This is a genomic window from Pseudomonas sp. 273 (assembly GCF_029201425.1).
GTDB classification, from domain to species: Bacteria; Pseudomonadota; Gammaproteobacteria; order Pseudomonadales; family Pseudomonadaceae; genus Pseudomonas; species Pseudomonas delhiensis.
In genome coordinates, this window is the sequence record NZ_CP116775.1 from 6,518,845 (window position 1) to 6,545,038 (window position 26,194).

A 26,194-nucleotide genomic window follows, 5' to 3' on the forward strand; every position below is an offset into this window, starting at 1 on the left:
GACGGAGTCCGCTCCTACAAGGCTGGAGACACGCCGCCGCAGTGAGGCGGCGGATAACCGCGAACGGTTATCCGCCCTACGCGCCCTGACGCTCTTGTAGGGCGAATGAAGCGGAACGCTTCATCCGCCGTTGCCGGTCACAGCCCCGTGGCCAGCTCGCCGGCCTTGCCGCGCTTGTGCAGCACCGCCAGGTACACCAGGCCCACGGCGATCCAGGCCAGGCCCAGGTACTGGGCGTCGGCGCTCATGCTGACCAGCACGTAGCCGATGATCGCCAGCCCCACCAGCGGGCACAGCAGGTGGCGCAGCACCTTGCCGCTCTTCTGGCGGATGAAGTAGTGGTTGATCACCGCCAGGTGCAGCAGGCAGAAGCCGGTGAGCGCGCCGAAGTTGACCAGCGAGGTGAGCACGTCCGGGGCGTCGAGGAAGGCCACGCCGATGCCCAGCGACAGCACCGCCACCAGGTACAGGCTGACGTGCGGGGTCTGGTAGCGCGTGTGCACCTTGGCCAGCACCCGCGGCAGGCGGCCGTCGCGGGCCATCGAGTAGAGCAGGCGCGAGACCGCCGCCTGCGAGGTGATCGACACGGTCACGCCCCAGGCCAGCGCGGTGGCCACCGCGGTCAGGGTGGATAGCCACTTGCCGCCGGCGGCCTCGGCGATCTCGTAGAAGGCGGTGTCGGCGGACTGGAAGGTCATGCCGGCGGCGAGGTCGGTGGCCAGCCAGGTCTGCAGGACGAAGATGCCGCCCATGACGAACAGCGCGATCAGCGAGGCGCGGCCGATCTGCTTGGCCGGGTCGCCCTTCACCTCTTCGGCGAGGGTGGAAATGGCGTCGAAGCCCAGGAACGACAGCACCGCGATGGACACCGCCTTCATCACCAGGCCGAGGTCGAAATGCTCCGGCTGGTACAGCGGCGCCAGGGTCAGCCGGCCATTGCCCATGCCGCCCTCCAGGGCGTGGTAGCCGACCGCCAGGAAGATCGCCAGGACGATCATCTCGGCGATCAGGAACAGCAGGTTGAAGCGCGCGGCGAAGGTGATGCCGCGCAGGTTCACCAGGGTCGCCGAGACCAGGAAGGCGAGCATCCAGGCCAGCTTGGGCACCTGCGGGAACAGGTGGTTGAGCGCCAGCGCGCTGAACACGTAGAGCAGCGGCGGGATCAGCAGGTAGTCCAGCAGCAGCACCCAGCCGGCGAGGAAGCCGACGTGCGGGTGGATGCCGCGCTGGGCGTAGGAGTACACCGAGCCGGCGATGGGGAAGGCGCGGGCCATGGCGCCGTAGCTCAGGGCGGTGAACAGCATCGCCAGCATGCCCACCAGGTAGGCCATGGGCACCATGCCCTGGGAGTCGGCGTGGACCCAGCCGTACACGCCGAAGGGCGCGATGGGGATCATGAAGATCATCCCGTAGATGACCAGGTCGCTGAGGGAAAGACTGCGGCGGAGCTGTTGCTGGTAGCCAAACTGTTCGATGGCCATGGGGGAGTCCTCTCGATTCGGCAGCTTTGTCGTTGTTGTCTGTCTGCGCCGCGAGCGCGACGGCGTTTCTTGTTCTGGGGCTTACAGCCAGGGCGCCAGGCGCTCGGCCCAGGCCTGGATGGCGGCGGCCTCGCGCAGGCCGTCGTTGCGGATTTCCAGGAGCACGGCGTCGATGCCGCGCTCGTCACCGTGCACCGGCACGGTCATGTCCTCGGCCGGGTCGATGTCGTAGGGCTGGTTGGCGCCGATCTCGCCGCCGCCTTCGCGCAGGCCATCGACGATCCGCTGCGCGTAGCCTTCGGCGCGGCCGTACAGCACGCCGGCGACCCATGGCCGGGGCACGCCGCGGTAGCTCGGGGTGAAGCTGTGCACGCCGACGATGCGCGTCGGCTGCCCGGCCGCCTGGCGCTGGTCGATCAACTCGGCCAGGGCGCGGTGGAAGGGTTCGAACAGGCGCGCCTGGCGTTCCCGGCGGTTCGCCTCGCTCAGCCCGAGGTTGCCCGGGATGGGGTAGACCTCGCTGTGCCCGGGGATGCTGTCCGGCGCGGCCAGCGGGCGGTTCAGGTCGATCAGCAGGCGCGAGTAGCCGGCCGCCAGCAGCGGCGCGTCGAGGCGCTCGGCCAGCGCCTCGGCCAGGGCCAGCGCGCCTATGTCCCAGGCGATGTGCTCCTGCGCCGCGGCGTCGTCCAGGCCGAGTTGCGCCAGTTCCGCCGGGATGTAGCGGCTGGCGTGCTCGCAGACCAGCAGCACCGGGCTCCTGCCCTGCGGGTTGAGCAGGCGGAACGGCGCTTCGCGGTAGAGCCCGCTTTCAGTAGAGGCTGGCATAGCGTTGGCACACCTGGTCGTCGGTGAGGTCGCGGGTCAGCGCCAGCTCCTGGCGCTTCATGGCGAAGTAGGTCTGCAGCAGCGCCGGCGGCAGCTGCGCGCAGAGCGCGTGGTCGTCCATCAGCAGTTGCAGGGCCTGCTCCAGCGAGCCGGGCAGCGCCTGGATGCCGAGGGCCTGGCGCTCGGCGGCGTCGAGCGAGTCCGGGTCGACGTCGGCCACCGCGCGCAGCGGCAAGCGTTCCTCCAGGCCGAGGCGGCCGGCGATCAGCACCGCGGCCATGGCCAGGTGGGGCGAGGCGGTGGCGTCCATCGGCCGGAACTCCAGGTTGAACTGGCGCGCCAGCGGCTTGCCGCCGAGGCTCACCACCGGGCAGATGCGCAGCGCCGCCTCGCGGTTGCGCAGGCCCAGGCAGGCGTATGCGGCGCTCCAGTGGTGCGGTTTCAGGCGCAGGTAGGAAACGGCCGTTGGCGCGGTCAGCGCGCACAGCGCCGGCAGGTGGCGCAGCACGCCGGCGGCCCAGTGGCGCGCGGTCTCGGAGAGGTTGTTCGGCTGCGCGGCGTCATAGAACAGCGGCGTGCCGTCGAGGCTCTGCAGGCTCAGGTGCAGGTGCACGCCGTTGGTGACTTCGCCGGGCGCGCGCAGCGGCGAGAAGCAGGTGCCCAGGTCCATCTGCCGGGCGATCTCGCGGACCACCTCGCGCACGTTCACCGCGCGGTCGGCGGCGGCCACGCCCTGGGTCGGGCGGCAGGTCACCTCGTACTGGCGGCGGCCATATTCGGGCAGGAACATCTCCGGCTCGGCGCCGGCCTGCTCCAGGGCGGCCATCAGCCAGCCGGGGAAGTTGCCGGCGGCGCGCTGGGCCTGCAGCGAGAAGGCGCCGCCCGGCCCCTCGGGCAGGCCCAGCAGGGTGAATTCGTGTTCGAAGGCGGCGGTGACCTGCAGGCCCAGCTCGCGGTAGCGGGCGATCTCCTCGCGCAGCAGGGTGCGCGGGCACACCGGCCAGGGCGTGCCGTCGGTCTCCACCAGGTCGCCGTGGTAGTAGTCCAGCGGCGGCGCCAGCGGGTCCGGGCCCTGTTCCAGGTACAGGTGCGCCTGGGGGTCGGGCAGCAGGCGCAGGTCGCCGTGGCTGCCCCAGGGGTTGTCGTCGGCGATGATGTCCTGCGGCGTCAGCGCGCTGTTCGCCGGCACCCAGCCGCAGCCGCTGGCCAGTTGCTCGGCGACCGCGGCGGCCGGCAGCGAACGGCCGCGGGTAACGCCGGCCAGGTCGGTGGTGACGAAGCTGCTCAGGTGCAGCGGCCCGGTGGGATGGCTCATGGCGTGCTCCGCGGTCAGGCGAGGTCGGCGATGCGGGCCAGCACCGCGTCGGTGTCGGCGATCCAGCAGTAGCCCTTGATGGCCTCCAGGCAGGCCTGGTGGCGCTCGGCGGTGTGGGTGGCGCAGGCGTCCTCGACCAGGGTCACCAGGTAGCCGCGGTCGGCGGCGTCGCGCACGGCCATGTCCACGCACTGGTCGGTGACCACGCCGCAGACGATCAGGTGGCGCACGCCGAGGTTGCGCAGCACGTAGTCGATGGCGGTGGAGTTGAAGACGCCGGACGAGGTCTTGGGCAGGACGATTTCGTTCTCGGCCGGCGCCAGCGCGTCTATCACCTGGGCGTCGGGGTGGCCCTTGGGCAGGTGCATGTCCGACAGCTTGTGGTCCAGGGAGCGGTCGCGGCCATCGGCGGTGAGGCTCTCGATGATGGTGTGCAGCACGTTCTGCCCGGCGCCGCGCATGGCCGCCAGCAGGCGCTGCTGGTTGGGGATCACCTGGTTCTGCACGCGCTCGTAGAAGTAGCGGGCCTTGCCGGCGTCGACGTGGGCGTCGCGGCCGGGGATGACCCAGGCGTTCTGCATGTCGACGAACAGGATGGCGGTCTCGCCGCGGCGGTACGGCAGGTCGCGGGGCGAGTGGTGGGGCAGGCTGAACATGGTCACTCCTCGAGCAGGTGGGCGTTGAAGGCGGCGCGCAGTTGGTCGATGCCCTCCAGGCGCTCGTCGAGCTGGGCGTCGCTGCGCGCCACCAGGCTGGCGATGAGCGCCTCGACCTGGGCCATGGCCGGCACCAGCGAGTCGAAGGGCGAGGTGGATTCCACCGGCGCGCTGACGATCAGGTCGGCCAGTTCGCGCAGCGGCGAGGCATAGATGTCGGTGAACAGCACCACCCGCGCGCCGCGGGCCTTGGCGGTCTGGGCGACGAGCTGGGCCTGGGCCTGGTAGCGGCGGTAGTCGAACAGCACCAGCAGCGACTGGCGGTCCATGTCGTGCAGCAGGTCGGGCAGCGCCATGCCGTCGTCCAGCCACAGGCAGCCGCCGCGCAGCAGGCGCAGGTGGGTCACCAGGTAGCCGGCGAGGAAGCGGCTGAAGCGGCCGCCATGGCAATACAGGCGCAGGCGCGGGTCGAGCAGCCAGTCGCCGAGCAGGCGGATGTCGTCGGCGCGGGTCAGGTTCAGGGTGTGCTGCAGCTTGTCCGAGGCGTCGGCCAGGTAGCTCGACCAGGGATCGTCGTGCTCCATGCGTTCGCGGCGTTCGGCGAGCAGGGTGCGCGGCGAGCGCAGGCGGTCGTCCACCTCGATCAGCAGGGCATCCTGGAACTCGCCGTAGCCGGCAAAGCCGAGCTTCTTCACCAGGCGCAGGATGGTCGGGTCGCTGACCCCGGCCTGCCGCGCCAGGCGCGCCATGGGGCCCAGGCCCAGGCGCGGGTAGTCGTCGAGAAGGGCACGCAGCACCTTGCGCTCGGCCGGCGTCAGGGCGACGTCCGGTGCGGCCAGGCGGTCTTTGAGGCTGGACATGGCAGCTCCCTTGGCGGTTATGCCTGGTCTTGTAGTGAATATTTCAAATCATTGCAAATACTTTATTTATGTTCGATTCACTACATTTTCCGCGCACAGGCATCCGCCCGCTCTATACCGGGCAGCGGCACGGGCGCTTCGGCAGTCGGGATTTGTTCCGGGCAAAAAAACGGCCGCTGAGTGCAGCGGCCGGAAAGAAGACGTCGATTGGAGCAATCGGATATCGGCGTCGGGAAGCAGCGCCAGTCGGCGTTGGAGGAACCGGCTGGCGTGAGGGGGCGGAAGATTCGCAGTCACCGCACCCTCGGGTGACACATCAGGCTGATCGTGTCGGGCCTGCCGGGGAAACCGGCAGATAAAGACAAGTATATTGACCTAACTATTGCGGATAAAGCGCGAAGACGGCGAAAGACTTTTTCAAAAAATGAAAGAATCACCGCCCCCGCCGGGATAAAAAAACGCCGCATCTCGTATGCGGCGCAAGGCATTGGGAATACCGGCTCACGCTCCGGGCTTCCCGGGGAAGGGAACGCCGATCAGGAATCGGCGTTGGACTGGGCAGCGGCCTTGCCGGCGGTACGCTCGGCGTCGGAGGCCTGCTGGGCAGCGGCGATGGCGGCCTCGTTGGCTTTCACCATCTTGTCGGTCATCAGTCGGGACTCTTCGGCGAAGCTCAGTTGCACGAAGGACAGCGAGCAAAGGGACAGCAGGGCAGCAACAACAAGTTTACGGGACATGATTTTCGAACCTTTGATTGGCCCCGCTCGTTGGGGGCGATGCAAAGGTTACGACTCGGTGACAGACGGAAAAATAGCTGGCTCACCAACAGACCATTGCCTAAAAAGCAACAATCCCGTCAGGCCCAGTGGGACGGATCGCTCAGCACCTGCTCGTCGGCATCGAAGGCCTTGGGCAGTTCTTCCTTGAGGAATTCCACCCAGGTGCGGATCTTCGCGTCGAGGAAACGCCGCGACGGGTAGAGGGCGAAGATCTGCCGTACGTGCAGGCTGCGCTCGGGCAGCACGCGCACCAGTTCGCCCTGGCTCAGCGCCGGCGCGGCCACGTAGCTGGGCAGCAGGCAGATGCCCATGCCGGCGCGGGCCGCCCCGGCCAGGGCCTCGGCGACGTTGACCATGAAGGTGTCGCGCGGGCGGATCACGCTCGCCTCGTTGTCTTCCTCGAAGGCCCAGCCCTCCGGGAAGGTCGGGTCCTGCAGGCGCAGGCAGCGGTGCTCGCGCAGGTCGTCGATGCCGCGCGGCGTGCCGCGTTCGGCCAGGTAGCCGGGGCTGGCGCAGAGCACGCTGTAGATGGTGCCGAGGGTCTGGGCGACGTATTCGGAGTCGGGCAGTTCGCGGTCGCGGGTGATGACCACGTCCTGGCCTTCTTCGAGGATGTCCGGCTGGCGCTGGGCCAGGGTCAGCTCGATGTAGACCTCGGGGTACCCCTGGCAGTAGCGCGAGATCAGCGGGATCAGGTGCTGCTGGCCGAGCCCGGTCAGCGAGTGCACCCGCAGCCGGCCGCGCGGGCTCAGGTGCGCGCCGTTGGCCTCGGCCTCGGCCTCGTCGACGTCCACCAGGATCGCCCGGCAGCGCTGCAGGTAGCGCTCGCCGGTCTCGGTCAGCGCCAGGCGCCGGGTGGTGCGGTGCAGCAGGCGCGCCTGCAGGTAGGCTTCCAGGTCCGAGACCACGCGGGAGACCTGGGCGGTCGACAGGCCCAGGGCGTTGGCCGCAGCGGTGAAGCTGCCGGCATCGACCACGCGGGCGAAGACCCGCATCGCATGTAAAGTGTCCACTGTTGCCCCGTCTGCAAAACTGAATCGCAGTATAGGGTCATTTTCCCCGGACAGTTGCCGGGTATAGTGGCAACCAGGTCGCTGCAGCAGCGACGGGCCCAACCGGCCCGTCGTATGGCACCCGGCACACCAGCCGGTCGCCAACACTCCCCCGCGCATACCAGGCTGCAGCGGCTGCCCTTTTCCTCCAGAGGCGCACGTCTTGATTGATGTGCGCCTTTTTTCGTTCCGGGATGCGGGCTGGTTGGGGCCGTAGGGCGTATAACCGTTCGCGGTTATACGCCGCTACACCCATCCCATGCCCGGCTCATTGGCCGAGATCGGAGTGCTCGGGACAGGTGACCCAAGGCCGAGTCGCGGTGATGGGTATCGCTTCGCTCAACACCATCCTACGACGGTGCGCCACGGCATCGAGGGGCGCCGCTCAGCGCGGCAGCGGGTAGAGGCGCTCGTCGAACTGCTCCAGGCGGGGGAATTCCAGGGGCCGGTCCTGATCCAGGCGCTGCAGGCGGTCCTGGTACTGGCGCAGGAAGTCCTGGCGCGCATCGTTGCTGATGTAGGGCACGTGCCAGGCCACGAACGGCGGCAGCACGGTCATGCCGGTGTAGGCCAGGGTGCCGCGCAGGATCGGCCGCAGCATGTCTTCCAGCGGGCCGTGGATGGCGCCTTCGCCGAACATGTGCTCGCGCCCGCCGAGGGTCACGCTCACCAGGGCCTTCTTGCCGGCCAGGCCGCCCTGGTCGTAGAAGCGCTTGCCGCCGTAGCAGATGCCCGAGACCAGCACGCGGTCGAACCAGCCCTTGAGGATGGCAGGGGCGGAGAACCAGTAGACCGGGAAGTTGAAGATCACCAGGTCGGCCCAGAGCAGCTTGTCCAGCTCGGCCTGGATGTCCGCGGCGATGGTGCCGGCCTTGGCGCCTTCGCGCTGCTCCAGGGCGTAGACCAGGTAGTCCGGGTTGGCGCGGGCGCCGAAGTCGGCGGCGCTGGCCACCGGGTTCCAGTGCATCGCGTACAGGTCCGAGACCTGCACTTCGTGGCCCTGGCCCTGCAGGGTTTCCTCGGCCAGCTTGTACAGCGCGGTGCTGAAGGACTGGGGTTCGTTGTGGGCGTGGACGATCAGTACGTTCATGTGGATTCCTTGATGGTCGGGCATCGGCGCTGGGCTCGGCACCCTCTCCCCCAGCCCCTGGCTGCGCGCCCCGCTCCGAAGGGAGAGGGGAGCTATCCGTGCCAGCGCGAAACGTCACCGCCGCGCTGGACTGCTCTTGCCCCCTCTCCCGCTTGCGGGAGAGGGCTGGGGAGAGGGCGCTCTTCAGGCTCTCAGAGTTGGATGGCCTTGTGCTCGACGAACTCGGCCAGGCCTTCCTCGCCCCATTCGCGGCCGTTGCCGGACTGCTTGTAGCCGCCGAAGGGCGCGCGGTAGTTGAACGCACCGCCGTTGACGAAGCATTGGCCGGCGCGCATGTGCCGGGCCAGGCGCAGGCCATCCTCGCGGTCGCCCGCCCAGACCGCGCTGGACAAGCCGAAGGGCGAGTCGTTGGCGATGGCCAGGGCTTCGGCCTCGTCGGCATAGGGAATCAGGCACAGCACCGGGCCGAAGATTTCCTCGCGGGCGATGCGCATCGAATTGTTCACGCCGGCGAACAGCGTCGGTTGCACGTAGTGGCCGCGCTCCAGGCCGAACGGCCGCTCCGCGCCGCCGCAGAGCAGGCGGGCGCCCTCCTCCTGGCCGACGCGGATGTAGTCCAGCACCGTGCGGCGCTGGCCGGCCGAGCACATCGGGCCGAGGAAGCTGTCCGCCTCCAGCGGGTCGCCCAGCTTCAGCGCCTCGGCCTCGGCGCGGGCGATCTCCAGCGCCTCGGCGTAGCGGCTGGCGGGCAGCAGCATGCGCGTCAGCGCGGTGCAGGTCTGCCCGGAGTTGATCATCACGTCCTGCACGCCGTGGCGCACGGCGGCGGCCAGGTCGGCATCGGCGGTGATCAGGAACGGCGACTTGCCGCCCAGCTCCAGGCACACGCGCTTGACCGTCGGCGCCGCCGCCTCGGAGACCTTGATGCCGGCGCCGGTGGAGCCGGTGAAGGAGACCATGTCCACTTGCGGATGCCGCGCCAGCGCCTCGCCAACCTTCGAGCCGGGGCCGCTGACCAGGTTGAACACCCCGGCCGGCAGGCCGATGGCGTCGATCATCTCGGCCAGCAGGAAGGCGTGCAGCGGGGTGTCCTGGCTGGGCTTGACCACCACCGTGCAGCCGGCGGCCAGGGCCGGGGCGAGCTTGCCGATCAACTGGTGCAGCGGGTAGTTCCAGGGGTTGATGAAGGCGCACACGCCCACCGCTTCCCTGACCACCAGCGAGTTGCCGACCTCGCGCACCTCGTCCATGTGCGCGGCCAGCGGGATGTAGCTTTCCAGGCCCTCGATCGGTCCGTCGACCTGGACCATGCGGCACCACTGCACCGGCATGCCCAGCTCGGCGGTGATCAGCGCGGCCATCTCGTCGGCGCGGGCCCTGAGCTGTCCGGCCAGGGCGCGTAGGTAGCCGGCGCGCACGCTGGAGGGCGTCCGCGACCAGGCCGGGAAGGCACGCCGCGCGGCTTCCACCGCGCGGTTCACGTCGGCTTCGGCGCCCAGCGGCACGCGGCCGATGGTTTCTTCGGTGGCCGGGTTCTGCACCTCGGCCAGGCCCTGCCCTTGCGGCGCCACCCAGGCGCCGTCGATGTAGAGCTGCAGGCGGTCATGCATAGCGTTTCTCCTTCAGCAGTTCGGCGGCGCACAGGGCGATGCGCCGGCAGGCCTCGCGCAGCGGCTCGGCGCCGAGCACCAGGCCCAGGCGGATATGCCCGGCGGCGCTGGGGCCGAAGGCCTCGCCGGCCAGCACCGAGACGCCGTGGCGGTCCAGCAGCAGGTCGGCGAAGGCCTGGGCGGACAGGCCGGTGGGGCGGATGTCGACCATCACGAACATGCCGCCGTCCGGGCGCAGGGCGCGCAGGCCGACGCAACCATCCAGGCAGTCGAGGACCAGGTCGCGGCGCTGGCGGTAGGCCTCGCGCATGGCTTCCAGTTCCGGCAGCCGGGCTTCCAGCGCGGTGCAGGCGGCGTCCTGGATGAAGTCCGGCGAGCCGTAGAGCATGCACAGGGCGAGGTTCTCCAGGTGGCCGCAGAGTTCGCGCGGGCCGACCACCCAGCCCACCCGCCAGCCGGTCATGGCGTGGGACTTGGACAGGCTGTTGAGGGTCGCGGTGCGCTCGGCCATGCCCGGCAGGCTGGCCGGGCTGATGTGCTCGCCGTCGAACACCAGCTCGCTGTAGACCTCGTCGGAAATCATCCACAGGTCGTGCTCGATGCACAGCACCGCCAGGGCTTCCCAGGTGGCGCGCGGCAGGCTGGCGCCGGAGGGGTTGTGCGGGCTGTTCAGGGCGATGGCGCGGGTGCGCGGGGTGACGAGTGCCGCCACGTCCCCGGGCTGCACGCGGAAGCCGTTTTCCGAACGCACGGGCACCGGCACCACCTTGGCCCCGCAGGCGCCGAACACCGCCTCGTAGGTCACGTACATGGGCTCGGCGACTATCACCTCGTCGCCCGGGTCGAGCAGGCACTGGGCCACGGCGTAGAGCGCACACTGCGCGCCGGCCAGCACCACCACGGCGTCCGCGTCCACCGCCTGGCCGCTGCGCTGGCTGTGGCGGCGGGCGATGGCCTCGCGCAGGTTGCGCTTGCCGCGCACGTCGGAATAGTGGGTGTGGCCGGCCAGCAGGCTGTCGATGGCCGACTGCACGATGGGCGCCGGGGTGTCGAAGTCGGGGTCGCCCACCGACAGCAGCAGGATGTCGTCGCCCTGTTCCATGCGCGCCAGGGCGCGGTAGTGGATGTCCCAGGCGGCGGCGCCGTCGCCGGCGATGCGTTGGGTGAGGTTGGAGTAGCGCATGGGAAGTGTCCTTCAATGCACCAGGGCCCGCGTGGGCCCCGGCGGGTACGACGGAGCCTACTGGGCGCAGGCGTGTTTCAGTTCGACCAGGGTCACGCCGGGGTGGGCGAAGCCGGCGCGCAGGTCGCGCTCCAGCTCGTCCAGGCTCTGCGGCTGGCGCACTTCGCAGCCGTAGGCGCGGCCGAGCAGGGCGAAGTCCGGGTTGCGCGGCAGCACGCCGATGGGCTCTATGTCCAGGCCGAGCATGTCGTCGCGTATCTGCCCGAGGGCATCGTTGTTCCACAGCAGCACCACCAGCGGGCTGTCCAGCTCCTCGGTGGCGGTGGCCAGTTCCTGGGCGGTGTAGAGGAAGCCGCCGTCGCCCACCAGTACCAGGCCGGGGCGCTCCGGCGCGCCGAACTTGGCGCCGATGCCGGCCGGCACGCCGTAGCCGAGGGTGCCGTAGCCGGTGGGGTGCAGCCAGCCGCGGGGGGCGCGGCTGGGGTACAGGTAGTTGGCGGTGTAGGCCAGCTGGGTCATGTCGCTGGCGATGAAGGCATTGGCCGGCAGCGCCTTGGCGATACGTTCGAGGATCGCCTTGTGGATAAGCTGCAGCGGCGCGTGGCTGGCTTCCAGTTGCTGGCGAAGTTGGGCCACGCGCTCGATGGCGCTGCCGGCGTCACGCTTGGCGGCCGGCAGCGCGGCCAGCAGCGCCTCGGCGGTGGCCTTCGCGTCGCCGAGCAGGGCCACGGCGCTGGGGTAGAAGTCGTTGAACTTGCGCGAATCGACGTCGACGCGGATCACCTCGCCGGTCAGCGGCAGGCGCTCGCGCCAGAAGTCGGTGTCGGCCATCTCGGTGCCGATGGCGAGGACCAGGTCGGCCTCGGCGATCATGTCCCAGCCGGCCTGGGTGCACAGGGTGGCGCCGGCGGCCAGTGGGGTTTCCGGGGCCAGCAGGCCCTTGCCGGCGACGCTGGTGAACAGCGGCGCGGCCAGGCGTTCACTGAGCGCGGCCAGGGCCTGCGCGGCATGCAGCGCGCCGCCGCCGGCGATAATCATCGGCCGCTTGGCCGCGGTGAGTTTATCCACAGCCTGGTGCAGCGCGTCGGCGCAGGGCTGGCCGCGGCCGGCGCGGCGCACCACTTCGCCGGTCCAGTCACGGGCGATGGGCGCGGCCAGCACGTCCAGCGGCACCGAGATGTGCACCGGGCGCGGGCGCTCGCTGTCGAACACCGCGTAGGCGCGGGCGATCAGCTCGGGCAGGTCTTCCGGGGTCAGGGCCACGGCCGAGAACGCGGTGATCGGCGCGGTCATGGCGCGCTGGTCCTGGGTCTCGTGCAGGCAGCCCCAGCCCTTGCCCAGGCTGGCGGTGTGGTTGACGCTGGAAATCACCAGCAGCGGGATGGAGTCGGCGTAGGCCTGGCCGATGGCGGTGGCGGCGTTGGTCACCCCCGGGCCGGTGATGATGAAGGCCACGCCGGGCTTGCCGCTGACCCGCGCATAACCGTCGGCCATGAAGCCGGCGCCCTGCTCGTGGCGGGTGAGCACGTGGCGGATGCCGCTGCCGGGCAGGCCGCGGTAGAGCTCCAGGGTGTGCACGCCGGGGATGCCGAACACGGTGTCGACGCCGTAGTTGGCCAGCAGGCGGACCAGGGCCTGGCCGCCGGTGAGGGTCTTCGATTGTTGCATGGGCAAATCCTCGTCCTGTCCGGCGACTCGCGGAGTCGCCATTCGCGCCGCAGCGCTTTTGCCCCCTCTCCCTTCAGGGAGAGGGCTGGGGAGAGGGGCTCTTGTCGGCGGCATCGGAGTCTCCGCCTACCACCCTCTCCCCAGCCCCTCTCCCGCAAGCGGGAGAGGGGAGCGTTCGGGTTCATCCTTCGGCATCCGGTGCTTGCCGGATGCCCTTGAAGCTCAGTCGCCCAGCCGCACCAGCGCATCCACCGCCACGGCGCCTTCGGCGTTCACCAGCAGCGGGTTCACGTCCAGCTCCAGCAGGCTGTCGGCGTGCTCGCAGGCGTAGTCGGCCACCGCGCGGATGGCGTCCACCAGCTTGTCCATGTCCACTGCCGGGCGGCCGCGGAAGCCGCTGAGCAACGGCGCGCTGCGCAGGCCCAGGAGGGCGTCGCGGATGGCCGCGTCGGTGGTCGGCAGCAGCAGGCTGCGGCTGTCCTTGAGCAGCTCGACGAGGATGCCGCCGGCGCCGAGCACCAGGGCCAGGCCGAAGCCGACCTCGCGCTTGATGCCGACGATCAGCTCGGCCAGCGGCGGGCTGGCCATGCGCTCCAGCAGCACCTGCTCGAACTTCACCTGGGGCGCGTGCCTGGCCAGGCTCTCGCGCATGTCGAACAGCGCCGCCTCCAGGGCCGCCTCGTTGCGCAGGTTGAGCGCCACGCCACCGGCCTCGGTCTTGTGCGGCAGCTCGGCGCTGACCGCCTTGAGCACCAGCGGGTAGCCCAGGTCGGCGGCGGCCTCGCGGGCCTGGCCGGGGGTGCTGAGCACGGCCGCCGGCAGCGGCAGGCCGAAGGGCTTGAGCGCCTGCTTGGAAGCCCATTCGTCGAGCAGCCGGCCCTCGCCTTCGATGGCTTGTGGGCACAGCGGCACCAGCGCCGCTTCACCACGGGCCAGCAGCGCGTCGCGGCGCTGGCGGTAGTGGGCGATGCGGCCCCAGGCGGCCAGGCCGTCCTCCACGCCCTGCAGCGCCGCCACGCCGTGGCCGTGCAGCAGTTCGCGGGCATGGGCCGGCAGCAGTTCGGGCAGCGCCGAGGCGATGAAGCCGACCTTGCCGTGGCGCTTCAGCGCGGCGCAGTACAGTTCCAGCAGCAGGTCGCACTGCGGGCGCTCGCCGGTTTCCTCGCCGGGGTAATCGAGCACCAGCAGCGCGGCGTCGGCGGGCGTGCGCAGGGCGCTGTCGAGCATCTTCTCCAGCGCCGGGCCGTCGCCCCAGATGGCGGTGGTGAAGTCCAGCGGGTTGGCGATGTTGGCGTAGTCCGGCAGCACCTGGGCCAGCTCGGCGCGCTGCGCCTCGACCAGCTTGGGCAGCGGCAGGCCGTTGCGCTCGGCGTAGTCGGCGATCAGCCCGGCGTCGCCGCCGGAGCAGGCCAGCGCGGCCAGGCTCGGGCCGGCCGGCAGGTTGCCGCAGGCGGCGGCCTTGAGGGTTTCGATGAAGCTCACCGGGCCGCTCACGCGGATCACCCCGAGGCGGTCGAAGAGTGCGTCGTAGAGCGCGTCGGAGCCGGCCAGCGAGCTGGTGTGGCTGAGCGCCAGTTCCGCGCCTATCTGCGACACGCCGGTCTTCAGGGCGATCACCGGGATGCCTTTCTGCAGCGCCTTGTAGGCGGCGCGGGCGAAGCCGGGAACGTTCTTCAGGCCTTCCAGGTGCAGGCCGATGGCGGTGACGCGCGGCTCGTCGAGCAGTACGTCCATCAGCTCGGCCACGCCCAGCTGCGCCTGGTTACCCACCGAGGCCATGTAGGCGACGGGCAGCGAGCGGTCGCTCATCGACAGGTTGTAGGCGAAGTTGCCGCTCTGGGTCAGCACCGCCACGCCCTTCTCGACGATGTGCCCGCCATGGGCCACCGGCCACAGGGCCGCACCGTGCAGGTAGTCGAGCAGGCCGTAGCAGTTCGGCCCGAGCAGGGCCATGTCGCCGGCCACGTCGAGCAGACGCTGCTGCAGGGCCTGGCCTTCGGCGCCGGTCTCGGCGAAGCCGGAGGCGTAGCAGATGGCGCCGCCGGCGCCCTTGGCGGCCAGTTCGGCGACGGCCTGCAAGGTCAGGTCGCGGTTGGTGGCGACGAAGACCGCGTCGGGGCCTTCGGGCAGTTCGGCGATGCTGCGCACGCAGGGCACGCCTTCGAGCTGGTCGTATTGCGGGTTGACCAGCCACATCGGCCCGGCGAAGCCGCCCTCGGCGCAGCGCTTGAGCGCGCGGGCCATGCTGCGGCCGCCGATGAAGGCCAGGTGGCGCGGGGCCAGCAGGCGCTTGAGATTGTCACGTTGGCTCATGGGATCACCGATCAGCGCAGCAGCGGCCGCAGCAGTTCGCGGGAGATGATGTGGCGCTGGATTTCCGAGGTGCCTTCCCAGATGCGCTCGATGCGCGCGTTGCGCCAGATGCGTTCCACCGGGCCCTCGTCCATCAGGCCCATGCCGCCGAAGATCTGCACGGTCTCGTCGGCGACCTTGCCCAGCACTTCGCTGGCGAACAGCTTGGCCATGCCGGCCTCGCCGTCGGTCATGCTGCCCTGGTCCATCTTCCACGCGGTGTGCAGGGTCATCAGCTCGGCGGCGCGGATCTGCGTGGCCATGTCGGCCAGCTTGAAGGAAATGCCCTGGTAGCTGCCGATGGCCTGGCCGAACTGCTTGCGGTCGGCCGACCATTGCAGGGCCAGGTCCATGGCGCGCTGGGCCTGGCCGACGCAGTTGGCGGCGACCATCACACGGCCAGCGGTGAGCCAGGCGTTGGCCACTTCCCAGCCCTTGCCCACTTCGCCGAGGACCTTGGCGGCCGGCACGCGGCAGTCGTCGAAGAAGATCTCGTAGGTGTGGTAGCCCTTGTTGCTGACGCAGCGCGGGCCGCGGCGCACGGTCATGCCCGGGGTGCCCTTGTCGACCAGGAAGGCGGTCACGGCGTTGCGCTTCCTGCCGTTGTGCTCGTAGGTGTCGGTGACGGCGAAGACGATGGCGAAGTCGGCGTGCCCGGCGTGGCTGATGAAGTGCTTGGCGCCGTTGATGACGAAGTCGTCGCCCTCGCGCACGGCGCGGGTCTTGATCGAGTTGGCGTCGGAGCCGGCGCCCGGCTCGGTGAGGGCGAAGCAGTCGATCTTCTCGCCCTGCACCACCGGCAGCAGGTAGTCCTGGACCTGCTGGCCCTTGCAGGCCATGAGGATCTTCGAGGGCCGTGCGACGAACACGTGCAGCGCCCAGGAGACCTTGGACAGCTCGCGCTCCACCAGCGCCTGGGACAGGTAGTCGAGGCCGCCGCCACCGACTTCCTCGGGCATGTTGAAGGCGTAGAAGCCGGCGGCGATGGCCTTGCCGCGGATCTGCGCGGCCAGCTCCGGGGACACGGCGTCGGCGCGGTCGACTTCTTCCTCGTGGGGCAGCAGTTCCTTCTCGACGAAGGCCTTGACCGCCTCGACGAGCATTTCCTGTTCCTGGGTCAGCTTGAAATCCATGGAATCACCTCGCCGCTCAACGGCCTTGGAATTGGGGGGAACGTTTCTCGGCCACGGCGCGCAGGGCCTCGGCGGCATCCTCGCTGCGCCCGCAGAGCAGCCCGGCGGCCTGCTCGGCTTCCAGTTGCTGGGCCAGGGTGCGGTTGGCGCCGTCGCGGATCAGGCGCTTGGTCTGGGCGAAGGCGAAGGTCGGGCCGGCGGCCAGGCGCGCGGCGAACTCGCCGACACTGGCCAGCAGTCGCTCGTCGGCGACCACTTCGCCGACCAGGCCGGCAGCCAGGGCGCGTTCGGCATTCCACAGCTCGTCGAGGAACAGCAGGCGCTTGGCCGCCTCGCTGCCGATCAGCCGCGGCAGGTGCCAGCTGGCGCCAGCGTCCGGGCAGTAGGCCATGCCGGTGTAGCCGGCCTTGAAGCGCGCGCTGGCGCCGGCGACGCGGAAGTCGCAGCACAGCGTCAGGTCCATCCCGGCGCCGACGGCGGTGCCGTTGACGGCGGCGATGGTCGGCTTGTCCAGGCCGTGCAGGCGACGCATCAGGGCATGGGCGGTCTCGGTCCAGCCGTAGGTTTCCAGTTCGCCGCGGGCCTCGGCCTCGGCCCATTCGGCGAGGTCGGCGCCGGCGCAGAAGCTGCGGCCCTCGCCGGTCAGCACGATGACGCGCACGGCCGGGTCGGCCTCGAAGGCGTCGAGCAGGGCGTGCAGGTTCTTCAGCGTCGGGATGTCCAGCGCGTTGCGCTGTTCGGGGCGGTTCAGGGTGATCCAGGCGATGCCGTCCTGGACCCGGCTGAGCGGGGATGCGTGAGTCATGCTGGCCTCGTTGTTGTTGTCGCATGAGGGCGGTGTTGGCCACCATACTAAACAAGTGTTCAACAAGACGGCAATGCACCCGAATGGGGAGCTTGTAACGCCCCGCCGGACGGCGGGAAGGCCGCGTGGTGCGGGGGCTGTGGGGATTTGACGAGGGTTTGCGGCGGGCGTTGTTACAATTTCGAACAAACGGCCCTGCGGGCCTTCGCGGACGGAGTCCGCTCCTACGTCCGTGCTTCCCTGGAACCGTAGGAGCGGACTCTGTCCGCGAAAAACAAGAAGCCCCGCAGGGCGGGGCTTCTTGTGTGCAGAAGGCTCAGCCGACGCTGGGCACCGCCTCGCTGGCCAGCTGCGGGCGCTTGCGCTTGAGCACGTAGTAGGCCAGGTAGCACGCGGCGATGAAGCCGAAGCCCCAGTACAGCGACGGGCGCTGGGTCGGGTCCATGGCCAGGAACACGAACAGCGAGCAGCAGATCGCTATGCAGGCCAGGGGGATCAGCGGGAACAGCGGCGCGGCGTACTTCAGGTCCTTGACGCTGCCCCCTTTGGCCATGTGCTCGCGGCGGAAGCGGTACTGGGCGTAGGCGATGACGATCCAGGTCACGGTGCCGGCCATCCCGCTCACCGCCATCAGCACCATGAACAGGGTGTCGGCGGCGACCACGCTGGTCAGCAGCGAGAGCAGGGCGAAGGCCAGGCTGATCAGCAGCGCGTACAGCGGCACGCCGCGGGCGCTGAGCTTCGACAGGCCCTTGGGGGCCATGCCGGTCTTGGACATGGCCCAGAGAATGCGGGTGGAAGCGTACAGGCCGGAGTTGCCCACCGAGAGGATGGCGGTGAGGATGACGAAGTTCATCAGGTCCGCCGCGTAGGGGATGCCGACCATGTCGAACACCTGCACGAAGGGGCTCTCCACCAGCCCGGCCTTCTGCCAGGGGATGATGGCGGCCAGCACGAGGACCGCCAGGACGTAGAAGATCAGCACGCGGAACACCACGTTGCGCACGGCGCGGGGGATGCTCTTCTCCGGCTGGTCGGTCTCGCCGGCGGCCACGCCCATGATCTCGCAGCCCTGGAAGGCGTAGACCACCGTCATCATCACCGCGAACACCGCCGACAGGCCGTTGGGGAACAGGCTGTCGCCGACCAGGTTGTCCAGCCCCGGCGCCGGCGCGCCGTCGTTCAGGTGGATACCGCCGAAGATCACCAGCACGCCGACGATGATGAAGGCGAGGATGGCCGCCACCTTGATGCCGGCGAACCAGTACTCGGCCTCGCCGAAGGCGCGGGTGGCCAGGGCGTTGAGGGAGAACAGCACGACCACGAAGAAGCCCGACCAGATCCAGATCGGCACCTCGGGGAACCAGCGCGTCATCAGCATGCCGGCGGCGGTGAATTCCAGGCCGACGGTGGAGGCCCAGCTCATCCAGTACACCCAGCCGATCATGAACCCGGTGGCCGGGCCGATGAAGCGCGTGGCGTGGGCCTGGAAGGAGCCGGAGACAGGCATCTGCACCGACAGCTCGCCCAGGCAGACCATCACCAGGTACATCAGCAGGCCGGCCACCAGGTAGGCCAGCACGGCCCCGGCCGGGCCGCCCTGGTTGATGGTGACGCCGGCGCCCATGAACAGGCCGGTGCCGATCACCCCGCCGAGGGACAGCATGAAAATGTGGCGGCTCTTGAGCGCGCGGGAGAGCTGGAGCTTCGAATCAGACATGGCGCACCCCCGGCAGACGGCGGGCGCGGCACAGCGGAACTCTACGTTGGATCATTGTTGTTATCTCCAATCAGTCAGAGGCCGTGGCTCGGGCACGGATACCGCCGGATTATTCGAAGGGGATGTAAGGTCGCGTTGAACGGCGGGATCGAAGATGTAAAAAGCTGTAAGGAATTTGTAGCGGGCTAGTCCCCACGCCCTCGGGACAACGTCCGGCTGACTCCGAAACATCCAAGCCTGCCGAACGGCCCCTCTCCCTTCAGGGAGAGGGGACTGTCCGTGCCTGCTGGATGCGCGTGCCTCCCTGCTGGGTCTGCGCATTCTGTGCTTTTCGTAGGAGCGAGCTTGCTCGCGAACCGCATGGCACCGCAGCCGCCGGGGATCCGTTCGCGAGCAAGCTCGCTCCTACAGGAGGTGCGTCCTGGCGGCGCTGAGTTGCGTGTCGAGTCTTTCGCTCCAGGCTTGCAGCGGCTCGCCGGCCTGGGCCGCTGCTTCCAGGCCGTGCAGGCATTCGCCCAGGCCGCGCAGGCCCATGGAGTGGCAGCTGCCCGCCAGGCGGTGGGCCAGGCCGGCGGCCTCGCTGGCGTCGCCGGCGCGGATGGCTTCGTGCAGCAGCGGCAGCTGTTGCGCCAGCAGGTCGCGCAGCACGCCCAGCAGTTCGTTCACCCGGTGTTCGCCCAGCAGTTCGCGGTGGGTCGCCAGCACCTGCGCGTCGATCGCCCCGTCCGTTGCCGGCTCGGGCGCAGGCGCGTGCAGGTTGGCCAGGGCGCGGCGCAGATCGTCCAGGCGCAGCGGCTTGGCCAGCACGCCTTGCATGCCGGCGTCGAAGTAGCGGCGCACCAGGGCCGGTTGCACGCTGGCGGTGAAGGCGAGGATCGGCGTCTCGCGGTTGCGGCCGTCGGCCTGGGCGCGGATCGCCTGGCACAGCTCGATGCCGCCGAGGCCCGGCAGATGCATGTCCAGCAGGATCAGGTCGAAGGCCTGTTCGCGGCAGGCGGCCAGGGCCGGGTCGGCGTCCTCGGCCAGGCGTACCCGGTGGCCGTCGCGCTCCAGCAGGCCCTGGGCCACTTCGCGGTTGAGCGGCACGTCTTCCACCAGCAGCACGCTCAGGGCACGCTCGCTGCGCGGCGCCGCCCGCGGTTCCGCCATGGGGGCCAGCGCGGCTTGCAGCTCGACCTCGAACCAGAAGGTGCTGCCCTCGCCTTCCACGCTGCGCACGCCAATGCGGCCGCCCATGGCCTCCACCAGGCGCTTGCTGATGGCCAGGCCCAGGCCGCTGCCGCCGTAGCGCCGGGTGACGTCCTCGCTGGCCTGGGTGAAGCGTTCGAAGATGCGCGCCTGCACCGCCGCGGGAATGCCGATGCCGTCGTCGACCACGGCGAAGCGCAGGCGCTGGGCCTCGCCCCGTTGCGCCAGCAGCGTCACTTCCAGGCGCACCTCGCCCTCCTCGGTGAACTTCACCGCGTTGGCCACCAGGTTGCTCAGGACCTGGCGGAGGAACTGCCCGGCGCCGCGGCAACGGCGGCGCACGGCCGCGTCCAGGCGCAAGGAGAGCACTGTGGCATTGGCTGCCGCGCGCGGCTCCAGCAGCGTCAGCACCTCGTCGAGCAGTTCGCCGAGGTCGAAGTCCACCGGCTCCGGCAGGCTGGCGCCGTCCTCCAGCTTGGCGAAGTGCAGCACTTCGTTGAGCACCGCCAGCAAGCCTTCGCCGGCCTTGTGCAGGGCGTGCAGGCGCTTGCGCTCCAGCTCGCCCAGGGGCGCGTCGCGCAGCAGCTCGGCCATGCCGAGGATGCCGTTGAGCGGGGTGCGGATTTCGTGGCTCATGGTGGCCAGGAAGCGGCTCTTCGCCTCGTTGGCCGCCTCGGCCTCGTCCTTGGCCCGGCGCAGGCTGGCGGTGCGCCGCTCGACCTGGCGCTGCAGTTCGTCGCGTTCCTCGCGCAGGGCCTGGCGCATGTCGTCGAGGGCGTGGGCCACGGTGTCCAGCTCGTCGTCCTCGGCGCGGATGCGCTTGTCCAGCCGCAGCGGCTGCTGCAGGTCGCCGCCGGCCATGCGCCCGGCGAACTCGGCCATGCGCTCCAGGTGGCGCGTCACCAGCTTGTGGAACAGCCAGCTCAGGGCCACCGCCAGGCCGCAGAGGAACAGGCCCATCCACAGCAGGTTGCTCAGCCCGCCGAGCCACAGGCGGCGGTAGATGGCGCCCAGGTCGATGGCCACGGCCAGCTCGCCGAGGGCCCGCGATTCGCCGTCCGGCGGCTGGTAGCTGAGCGGGAAGTGCTCGACGCGCAGCGGGCCGGGGGCCTGGATGTCGCCCTGGACAAGGTTGAAGTCGGCGCTGGCCAGGCTGGCCCAGGCGATGTCGGGGAAGTCCACCAGGCCGTGCAGCTGTACGTTGAGCTGGGCCTGGTTGAGGTCCCACAGGCTGCGCTCGAAGCTGGCCAGGTAGCCGCTGCGGATCAGCTCCAGGCGGGTCTCGATGTCGCGCATCTCGCGGCGGTATTCCAGGTACAGCTGCACGGCGCCGGCCAGCAGGGTGAAGCACAGGCTGAAGGCCAGCACCCGCAGCAACAGGCGCCGCGCCAGCGGGCCGGGGGCGCGCAGGGCCCTCACGGCTGCGCCCCGGCGGCGAGCATGGCGCGGTAGTCGCGCTCGCTTTCGTCCAGCCAGCGCGCCAGGCTGCCGTCGGCCTGCAGGCGGCGCAGCTCGGCGTCTATCTCGCCCAGGCGGGCCTGCAGCGGCGAATGCCGCGACACCGCCAGGCGCAGGTAGTCGACGGTGATCGGCCGCGGCGCGTCCACGATGTCCGCGCCGCCCGGCAGGCGCTCGACGAACAGCCGCCCGGTGCGCCGCTCGTAGGGGATGAAGTCGATGCGCTGGCGGATCAGCTTGCCGAAGTTCTGCCGGCTGTCGGAGACGTACTCGATGTTGTCGTGGCTGGCGACGAAGCGGTCGAACCCGGCGCCGTAGCTCTCGCCGAAGAGCAACCCGCCGCGGTAGCGGGAGAGGTCGTCCAGGCCCTGGAAGCGCACCGGCTTGCGGCGGTTGTAGAACAGCGCCACTTCCTCGCGCAGCACCGGCGCCTCGGCGAAGGCCAGGCCCTGGTCGCGCTGCTCGGTGCGGTAGGCCAGCACCACGTCGACGCGCCCGGCGGCGGCGTCCAGCAGGCAGCGTTTCCAGTTGCCCAGCACCACCACCTGCACCTCGTAGCCGAGCCCGCCGAGCACGCTCTTCACCACCTGCGGCGCCAGCCCGCGCACTTCGTGGCCGTCGCTCCAGGACACCGGCGGGTACACCGGATAGTCGCAGTAACGTACGCGCTCGGCGGCCGGCGCCAAACCACACAGCGCCAGGGCGAGCAGGGCCAGCCAGCGCATGCTCAGGCGTCGCTGGGGGCGGCGGTGAACAGGTAGCCGGCGCCGTGGATGGTGATGATCAGTTCGGGTTCGGCCGGGTCGTCGCGCAGCTTGCGGCGCAGGCGGCCGACCAGCACGTCGATGGAGCGGTCGTTGGGCAGCCACTCGCGGTTGCGGATCTGGTCCATCAGCTGGTCGCGGCTCAAGGTGTGGCCGCTGTTGCGCAGGAACACGCTGAGCAGCTGGAACTCGCCGTGGGTCAGCGGGGTTTCGCTGCCGTCGCGGTCGACCAGGCGCCGGCGGTCGGCGTCCAGGCGCCAGTGGGCGAAGCGCTTGAGCGGCTGGCGCGCCGGCGTCGCCGCGGCCGGGGCGCGGGCGTGGCGCACGCGGCGGATCAGGTTCTTCGCCCGCGACACCAGCTCGCGCGGGTTCGGCGGCTTGATCACGTAGTCGTCGGCGCCGCATTCCAGGCCGACGATGCGGTCGATGTCGTCGTTGCGCCCGGTGATGAGGATGATGCCCACCTCCGAGCGCACCCGCAGTTCGCGGGTCAGGGTCAGGCCGTCCTTGCCGGGCAGGCGGATGTCCAGCAGCACCAGGTCGAACGGCGGGCCGCCCTGCTCGGCGTCGGCCAGGCTGGCCTCGGCCTGTTCGGCGGTGCTGGCGCAGGCCACCTCGTAGCCCTCGCCGACGAGGTAGGACTGGAGGAGTTCGCGGATCAGCGGATCGTCGTCGACGATCAGTACACGGGGAGCCATCGCCAATACCCTGCTGCGGCCGCCGGCGAGGTCGCGGCGGATTTCTTATTAGAGGATGGACGCCCGTGGGAAATTTCCCAGGGGCCGGCGCAGAGTAGCGATTGCTGAACGGCCGATCAACAGTCCGCCGGCCGGCGGCTGAAGCGCTGCCGCCCGCCGGCCTGCAGGCCGTCGACCCAGGCCTCGCAGACCTGGACGCCCTGCTCGGGGGTGAAGGTGTTGGGGTTCAGCCCGGATTCCAGCCACAGCCCGTCGAGCATGGCCGACAGGGCGATGGCGGCGAGGTCGGCGTCGAAGTCGGCCCAGCCCTCCTCCTCGGCCAGCTGGTCCAGCGCCTGGGCCAGCAGGGCGCGGTACTCGCCGTAGGAATGGTCGTGGGCGCGGTTGATCGCCTCGGCGGTCTTCACCGCGCCCCAGAACGCCAGCCAGGCGTCGAGCAGCTGCGGGTCGAGCAGTTCGGCGCTGAACGAGGCGCGGAAGAACGCCGAGAGGCGCGCGCGGGCATCCGGCGCGGCCTGGTCGATGGCCTCGCGCAGCAGCTGCATGACGCGCCCGGTGACCGTCAGGTAGGCCTCGGCGACCAGCTCGTCCTTGCCCGCGTAATGGTGGTTGATCAGCCCCACCGAAACCCCGGCCTCGGCGCAGATCTTGCGGATGGACGCGCCCTGGAAGCCGTGCTGCTTCAGGCACGCCAGGGTGGCCTCGATCAGCAGCGCCTTGCGCTGCTCGGGTTCCAGCCGGGAAAAGCGCACTGCCTGGTTCATCGCCTGCCGCTCCTGTGTCCGAGGCCGCCAATCTGAACGAATGTGCAACAGCATACCAGCCCCACCCACCCATTCGGGGAATGGCCCGGCGAAGGCCGGCGGCGGACAGTGGCCACAGCCGACACGACCCTCGAAAACAACCACAGGTGGGAGTGACATGTACAAACCCTTCGCAGCGATCCTGGGCACGGCCCTGGCGCTGAGCCCCTTGCTCGGCCAGGCCGCGGACGCCAACGGCGCCAACACGCTGAGGCTGTACAACTGGTCCGACTACATCGGCGAGCACACCATCGCCGACTTCGAGAAGGCCACCGGGATCAAGGTGGTCTACGACACCTACGACTCCTACGAGACGGTGCAGGGCAAGCTGTTGCCCGGCCGCTCCGGCTACGACCTGGTGGTGCTCAACGCCGCGCTGGTGCCGCCGCTGCTCAAGGCCGGGGTGTTCCAGCCGCTGGACAAGAGCCGGCTGCCCAGCTGGAACAATCTCGACCCCGAGGTGCTCAAGCACCTGGACCACTATGACCCGGGCGTGCAGTACTCGGCGCCCTATACCTGGGGCAGCAACGGCATCACCTACAACATCGACAAGATCAAGCAGCGCATGCCCGACGCGCCCATCGGCTCGCTGGCGATGCTGTTCGATCCCAAGGTGGTGTCGAAATTCGCCGACTGCGGGGTGACCATCATCGACTCGCCCACCGACGTCATCCCCTGGCCCTGGCCTACCTCAAGCGCGACCCGAACAGCGCCAACCCCGAGGACCTCAAGGCCGCCCAGGACCTGCTGCAGTCGATCCGCCCGTACATCCGCAAGTTCGACTCCACCAGCTACCTCAACGGCCTGGCCAACGGCGACCAGTGCATGGCCATGACCTGGTCCGGCGACTACGCCACCGCCCAGGCCCGCGCCGACGAGGCCGGGGCCAAGGTCAAGCTGGGCTACTTCGTGCCCAAGGAAGGCTCGCTGATCTGGTTCGACGACTTCTACATCCCGGCCGACGCGCCCCACGTGGCCAACGCCCACAAGTTCATCGAATACATGCTGCAGCCGAAGGTGGCCGCCGACGTCAGCGACTACATCCGCTACGCCAGCAGCAACATCGCGGCCAAGCCGCTGCTGGCCACCGAGGTGCGCGACGACCCGGCGATCTACCCGGACGCCGAGACGCGCTCGCGGCTGTTCACCCAGAAGGTCCAGGGGCCCAAGGCCACCCGGCTGATCACCAGGACGTGGAATGCGGTGAAGACCGGGACCTGACATCTGTTCAAGCAAGAGCCCCCTCTCCCCAGCCCTCTCCCTTCGGGGAGAGGGCTGGGGAGAGGGAAACGGAATTAACGAGTTGAAACCGCACTATCGAGGTACTGTCATGACCACCCCATCCGCCGCCTTCTTCGCCCAGTTCGACGACGAAAAGCTGGTCGCCGCCGACAAGGCCCACTACGTCCACGGCTACCACGTGTTCGACGACCACCGCGAGAACGGCGCGCTGAACATTGCCGCGGGCGAAGGCGCCTACATCTACGACACCAAGGGCAACCGCTACCTGGACGCCGTGGGCGGCATGTGGTGCACCAACATCGGCCTGGGCCGCGAGGAGATGGCCGAGGCCATCGCCGGGCAGGTGCGCCAGCTGGCCTACTCCAACCCCTTCTGCGACATGGCCAACGTCACCGCCATCCAGCTCTGCGAGAAGCTCGCCGAACTGGCCCCGGGCGACCTCGACCACGTGTTCCTCACCACCGGCGGCTCCACCGCGGTGGACACCGCCTACCGGCTGATCCAGTACTACCAGAACTGCCGCGGCAAGCACGCCAAGAAGCACATCATCAGCCGCGTCAACGCCTACCACGGCTCCACCTTCCTGACCATGTCCCTGGGCGGCAAGGTCGCCGACCACCCGGCCGAGTTCGACTTCCTCAAGGACTTCATCCACCACATCTCCTGCCCCAACCCCTACCGCGCGCCGGAGGGCATGACCGAGGCGGACTTCCTGGAATTCCTGGTCAAGGAGTTCGAGGACAAGATCCTGGAACTGGGCGCCGACAAGGTCGCGGCCTTCTTCGCCGAGCCGATCATGGGTTCGGGTGGCGTGATCATCCCGCCGAAGGGCTACCACAAGCGCATGTGGGAGGTATGCCGGAAGTACGACCTGCTCTACGTCGCCGACGAGGTGGTGACCTCCTTCGGCCGCCTGGGCGCCTTCTTCGCCTCCGAGGACGTGTTCGGCATGCAGCCGGACATCATCACCACCGCCAAGGGCCTGACCTCCGGCTACCTGCCGCTGGGCGCGTGCATCTTCTCCGACAGAATCTGGAAGGTCATCGCCGAGCCGAACCAGGGCCGTTGCTTCAGCCACGGCTTCACCTACAGCGGGCACCCGGTGAGCTGCATCTCGGCGCTGAAGAACATCGAGATCATCCAGCGCGAGAACCTGCTGGAGCACGTCAAGGACGTCGGCGCCTACCTGGAGCAGCGCCTGCAGGAACTGGCCGGGCTACCGCTGGTGGGCGACGTGCGCTGCCAGAAGCTGATGGCCTGCGTTGAGTTCGTCGCCGACAAGCGCAGCAAGACGCTATTCCCGGAGGAACTGAACATCGGCGAGAAGATCCACCTGCGGGCCCAGGCCCGGGGGCTGCTGGTGCGCCCGATCGTGCACCTGAACGTGATGTCGCCGCCGCTGACCATCACCCGCGAGCAGGTCGACGAAGTGGTCGACACCCTGCGCGAGGCCATCCTCGAGACCGCCGAGGACCTCAAGCGCAGCGGCGACTACGCGGGGCATTGATGCGC

Annotated in this window: 19 protein-coding genes and 2 pseudogenes; 2 read left to right on the plus strand and 19 right to left on the minus strand. The window is 69.6% G+C overall.

The window, feature by feature from the left end; all coding sequences use genetic code 11:
- Nucleotides 1–137: 137 nt before the first annotated feature.
- From PKO50_RS29870 to PKO50_RS29960, 19 genes and pseudogenes are all read right to left on the minus strand, one after another.
- On the minus strand, nucleotides 138–1,481 hold the full coding sequence (locus tag PKO50_RS29870) for an APC family permease (protein WP_275628031.1): 1,344 nt from the start codon (nucleotides 1,479–1,481) through the stop codon (nucleotides 138–140).
- Nucleotides 1,482–1,562: 81 nt separating this feature from the next.
- Nucleotides 1,563–2,306, minus strand: coding sequence for an N-formylglutamate amidohydrolase (locus PKO50_RS29875; protein ID WP_275628032.1), 744 nt, complete (start codon nucleotides 2,304–2,306; stop codon nucleotides 1,563–1,565).
- Nucleotides 2,290–3,621 (minus strand): glutamine synthetase family protein, encoded by a 1,332-nt coding sequence (locus PKO50_RS29880; protein WP_109935305.1) that lies wholly within the window; start codon nucleotides 3,619–3,621, stop codon nucleotides 2,290–2,292. Before PKO50_RS29880 ends, PKO50_RS29875 begins: the two co-directional genes overlap by 17 nt.
- Before the next feature lie 14 nt (nucleotides 3,622–3,635).
- Nucleotides 3,636–4,277, minus strand: coding sequence for an isochorismatase family cysteine hydrolase (locus tag PKO50_RS29885; protein WP_089393921.1), 642 nt, complete (start codon nucleotides 4,275–4,277; stop codon nucleotides 3,636–3,638).
- A gap of 2 nt (nucleotides 4,278–4,279) precedes the next feature.
- Nucleotides 4,280–5,137, minus strand: coding sequence for a MurR/RpiR family transcriptional regulator (locus PKO50_RS29890; protein WP_109935303.1), 858 nt, complete (start codon nucleotides 5,135–5,137; stop codon nucleotides 4,280–4,282).
- 536 nt (nucleotides 5,138–5,673) lie between these two features.
- Complete coding sequence (locus tag PKO50_RS29895; protein ID WP_275628033.1) at nucleotides 5,674–5,874, minus strand: hypothetical protein; 201 nt, start codon at nucleotides 5,872–5,874, stop codon at nucleotides 5,674–5,676.
- 119 nt (nucleotides 5,875–5,993) lie between these two features.
- Nucleotides 5,994–6,929, minus strand: a complete 936-nt coding sequence (locus tag PKO50_RS29900) for a LysR family transcriptional regulator (RefSeq protein WP_275628034.1) — start codon at nucleotides 6,927–6,929, stop codon at nucleotides 5,994–5,996.
- Nucleotides 6,930–7,353: 424 nt separating this feature from the next.
- Nucleotides 7,354–8,058, minus strand: a complete 705-nt coding sequence (locus PKO50_RS29905; protein ID WP_275628035.1) for an NAD(P)H-dependent oxidoreductase — start codon at nucleotides 8,056–8,058, stop codon at nucleotides 7,354–7,356.
- Between the two features lie 191 nt (nucleotides 8,059–8,249).
- A complete protein-coding gene (locus tag PKO50_RS29910; RefSeq protein ID WP_275628036.1) occupies nucleotides 8,250–9,668 on the minus strand; it encodes an aldehyde dehydrogenase family protein in 1,419 nt (472 codons plus the stop codon).
- Nucleotides 9,661–10,851 (minus strand): pyridoxal phosphate-dependent aminotransferase, encoded by a 1,191-nt coding sequence (locus PKO50_RS29915; RefSeq protein ID WP_275628037.1) that lies wholly within the window; start codon nucleotides 10,849–10,851, stop codon nucleotides 9,661–9,663. Before PKO50_RS29915 ends, PKO50_RS29910 begins: the two co-directional genes overlap by 8 nt.
- Before the next feature lie 57 nt (nucleotides 10,852–10,908).
- Nucleotides 10,909–12,596: pseudogene (locus PKO50_RS29920) on the minus strand (5-guanidino-2-oxopentanoate decarboxylase).
- A 145-nt stretch (nucleotides 12,597–12,741) separates the two neighbouring features.
- Nucleotides 12,742–14,832 carry an acetate--CoA ligase family protein gene (locus PKO50_RS29925; RefSeq protein ID WP_275628038.1) on the minus strand — a complete coding sequence of 697 codons (2,091 nt, stop codon included), beginning with the start codon at nucleotides 14,830–14,832 and terminating at the stop codon, nucleotides 12,742–12,744.
- An 11-nt stretch (nucleotides 14,833–14,843) separates the two neighbouring features.
- Entirely contained in the window at nucleotides 14,844–16,004 is a 1,161-nt protein-coding gene (locus PKO50_RS29930) for an acyl-CoA dehydrogenase family protein (protein ID WP_275628039.1), read from the minus strand.
- 16 nt (nucleotides 16,005–16,020) lie between these two features.
- Nucleotides 16,021–16,809, minus strand: a complete 789-nt coding sequence (locus PKO50_RS29935; protein WP_275628040.1) for an enoyl-CoA hydratase-related protein — start codon at nucleotides 16,807–16,809, stop codon at nucleotides 16,021–16,023.
- Nucleotides 16,810–17,125: 316 nt separating this feature from the next.
- Entirely contained in the window at nucleotides 17,126–18,529 is a 1,404-nt protein-coding gene (locus PKO50_RS29940) for an amino acid permease (protein ID WP_275628041.1), read from the minus strand.
- A 405-nt stretch (nucleotides 18,530–18,934) separates the two neighbouring features.
- The gene (locus PKO50_RS29945) at nucleotides 18,935–21,136 is read right to left on the minus strand and encodes an ATP-binding protein (protein ID WP_275628042.1); all 2,202 of its coding nucleotides are present in this window, start codon (nucleotides 21,134–21,136) and stop codon (nucleotides 18,935–18,937) included.
- On the minus strand, nucleotides 21,133–21,900 hold the full coding sequence (locus PKO50_RS29950) for a transporter substrate-binding domain-containing protein (protein ID WP_275628043.1): 768 nt from the start codon (nucleotides 21,898–21,900) through the stop codon (nucleotides 21,133–21,135). The genes PKO50_RS29945 and PKO50_RS29950 overlap by 4 nt, the downstream gene beginning before the upstream one ends.
- 2 nt (nucleotides 21,901–21,902) lie before the next feature.
- Nucleotides 21,903–22,643 carry a response regulator gene (locus PKO50_RS29955; RefSeq protein WP_275628044.1) on the minus strand — a complete coding sequence of 247 codons (741 nt, stop codon included), beginning with the start codon at nucleotides 22,641–22,643 and terminating at the stop codon, nucleotides 21,903–21,905.
- 110 nt (nucleotides 22,644–22,753) lie between these two features.
- On the minus strand, nucleotides 22,754–23,401 hold the full coding sequence (locus PKO50_RS29960) for a TetR family transcriptional regulator C-terminal domain-containing protein (RefSeq protein ID WP_089393906.1): 648 nt from the start codon (nucleotides 23,399–23,401) through the stop codon (nucleotides 22,754–22,756).
- Between the two features lie 157 nt (nucleotides 23,402–23,558).
- On the opposite strand from PKO50_RS29960, the pseudogene PKO50_RS29965 reads away from it, so the two are divergent.
- A pseudogene (locus tag PKO50_RS29965) lies at nucleotides 23,559–24,661 on the plus strand (polyamine ABC transporter substrate-binding protein).
- A 109-nt stretch (nucleotides 24,662–24,770) separates the two neighbouring features.
- Nucleotides 24,771–26,189, plus strand: coding sequence for an aminotransferase (locus PKO50_RS29970; protein WP_275628045.1), 1,419 nt, complete (start codon nucleotides 24,771–24,773; stop codon nucleotides 26,187–26,189).
- Nucleotides 26,190–26,194: the final 5 nt, after the last annotated feature.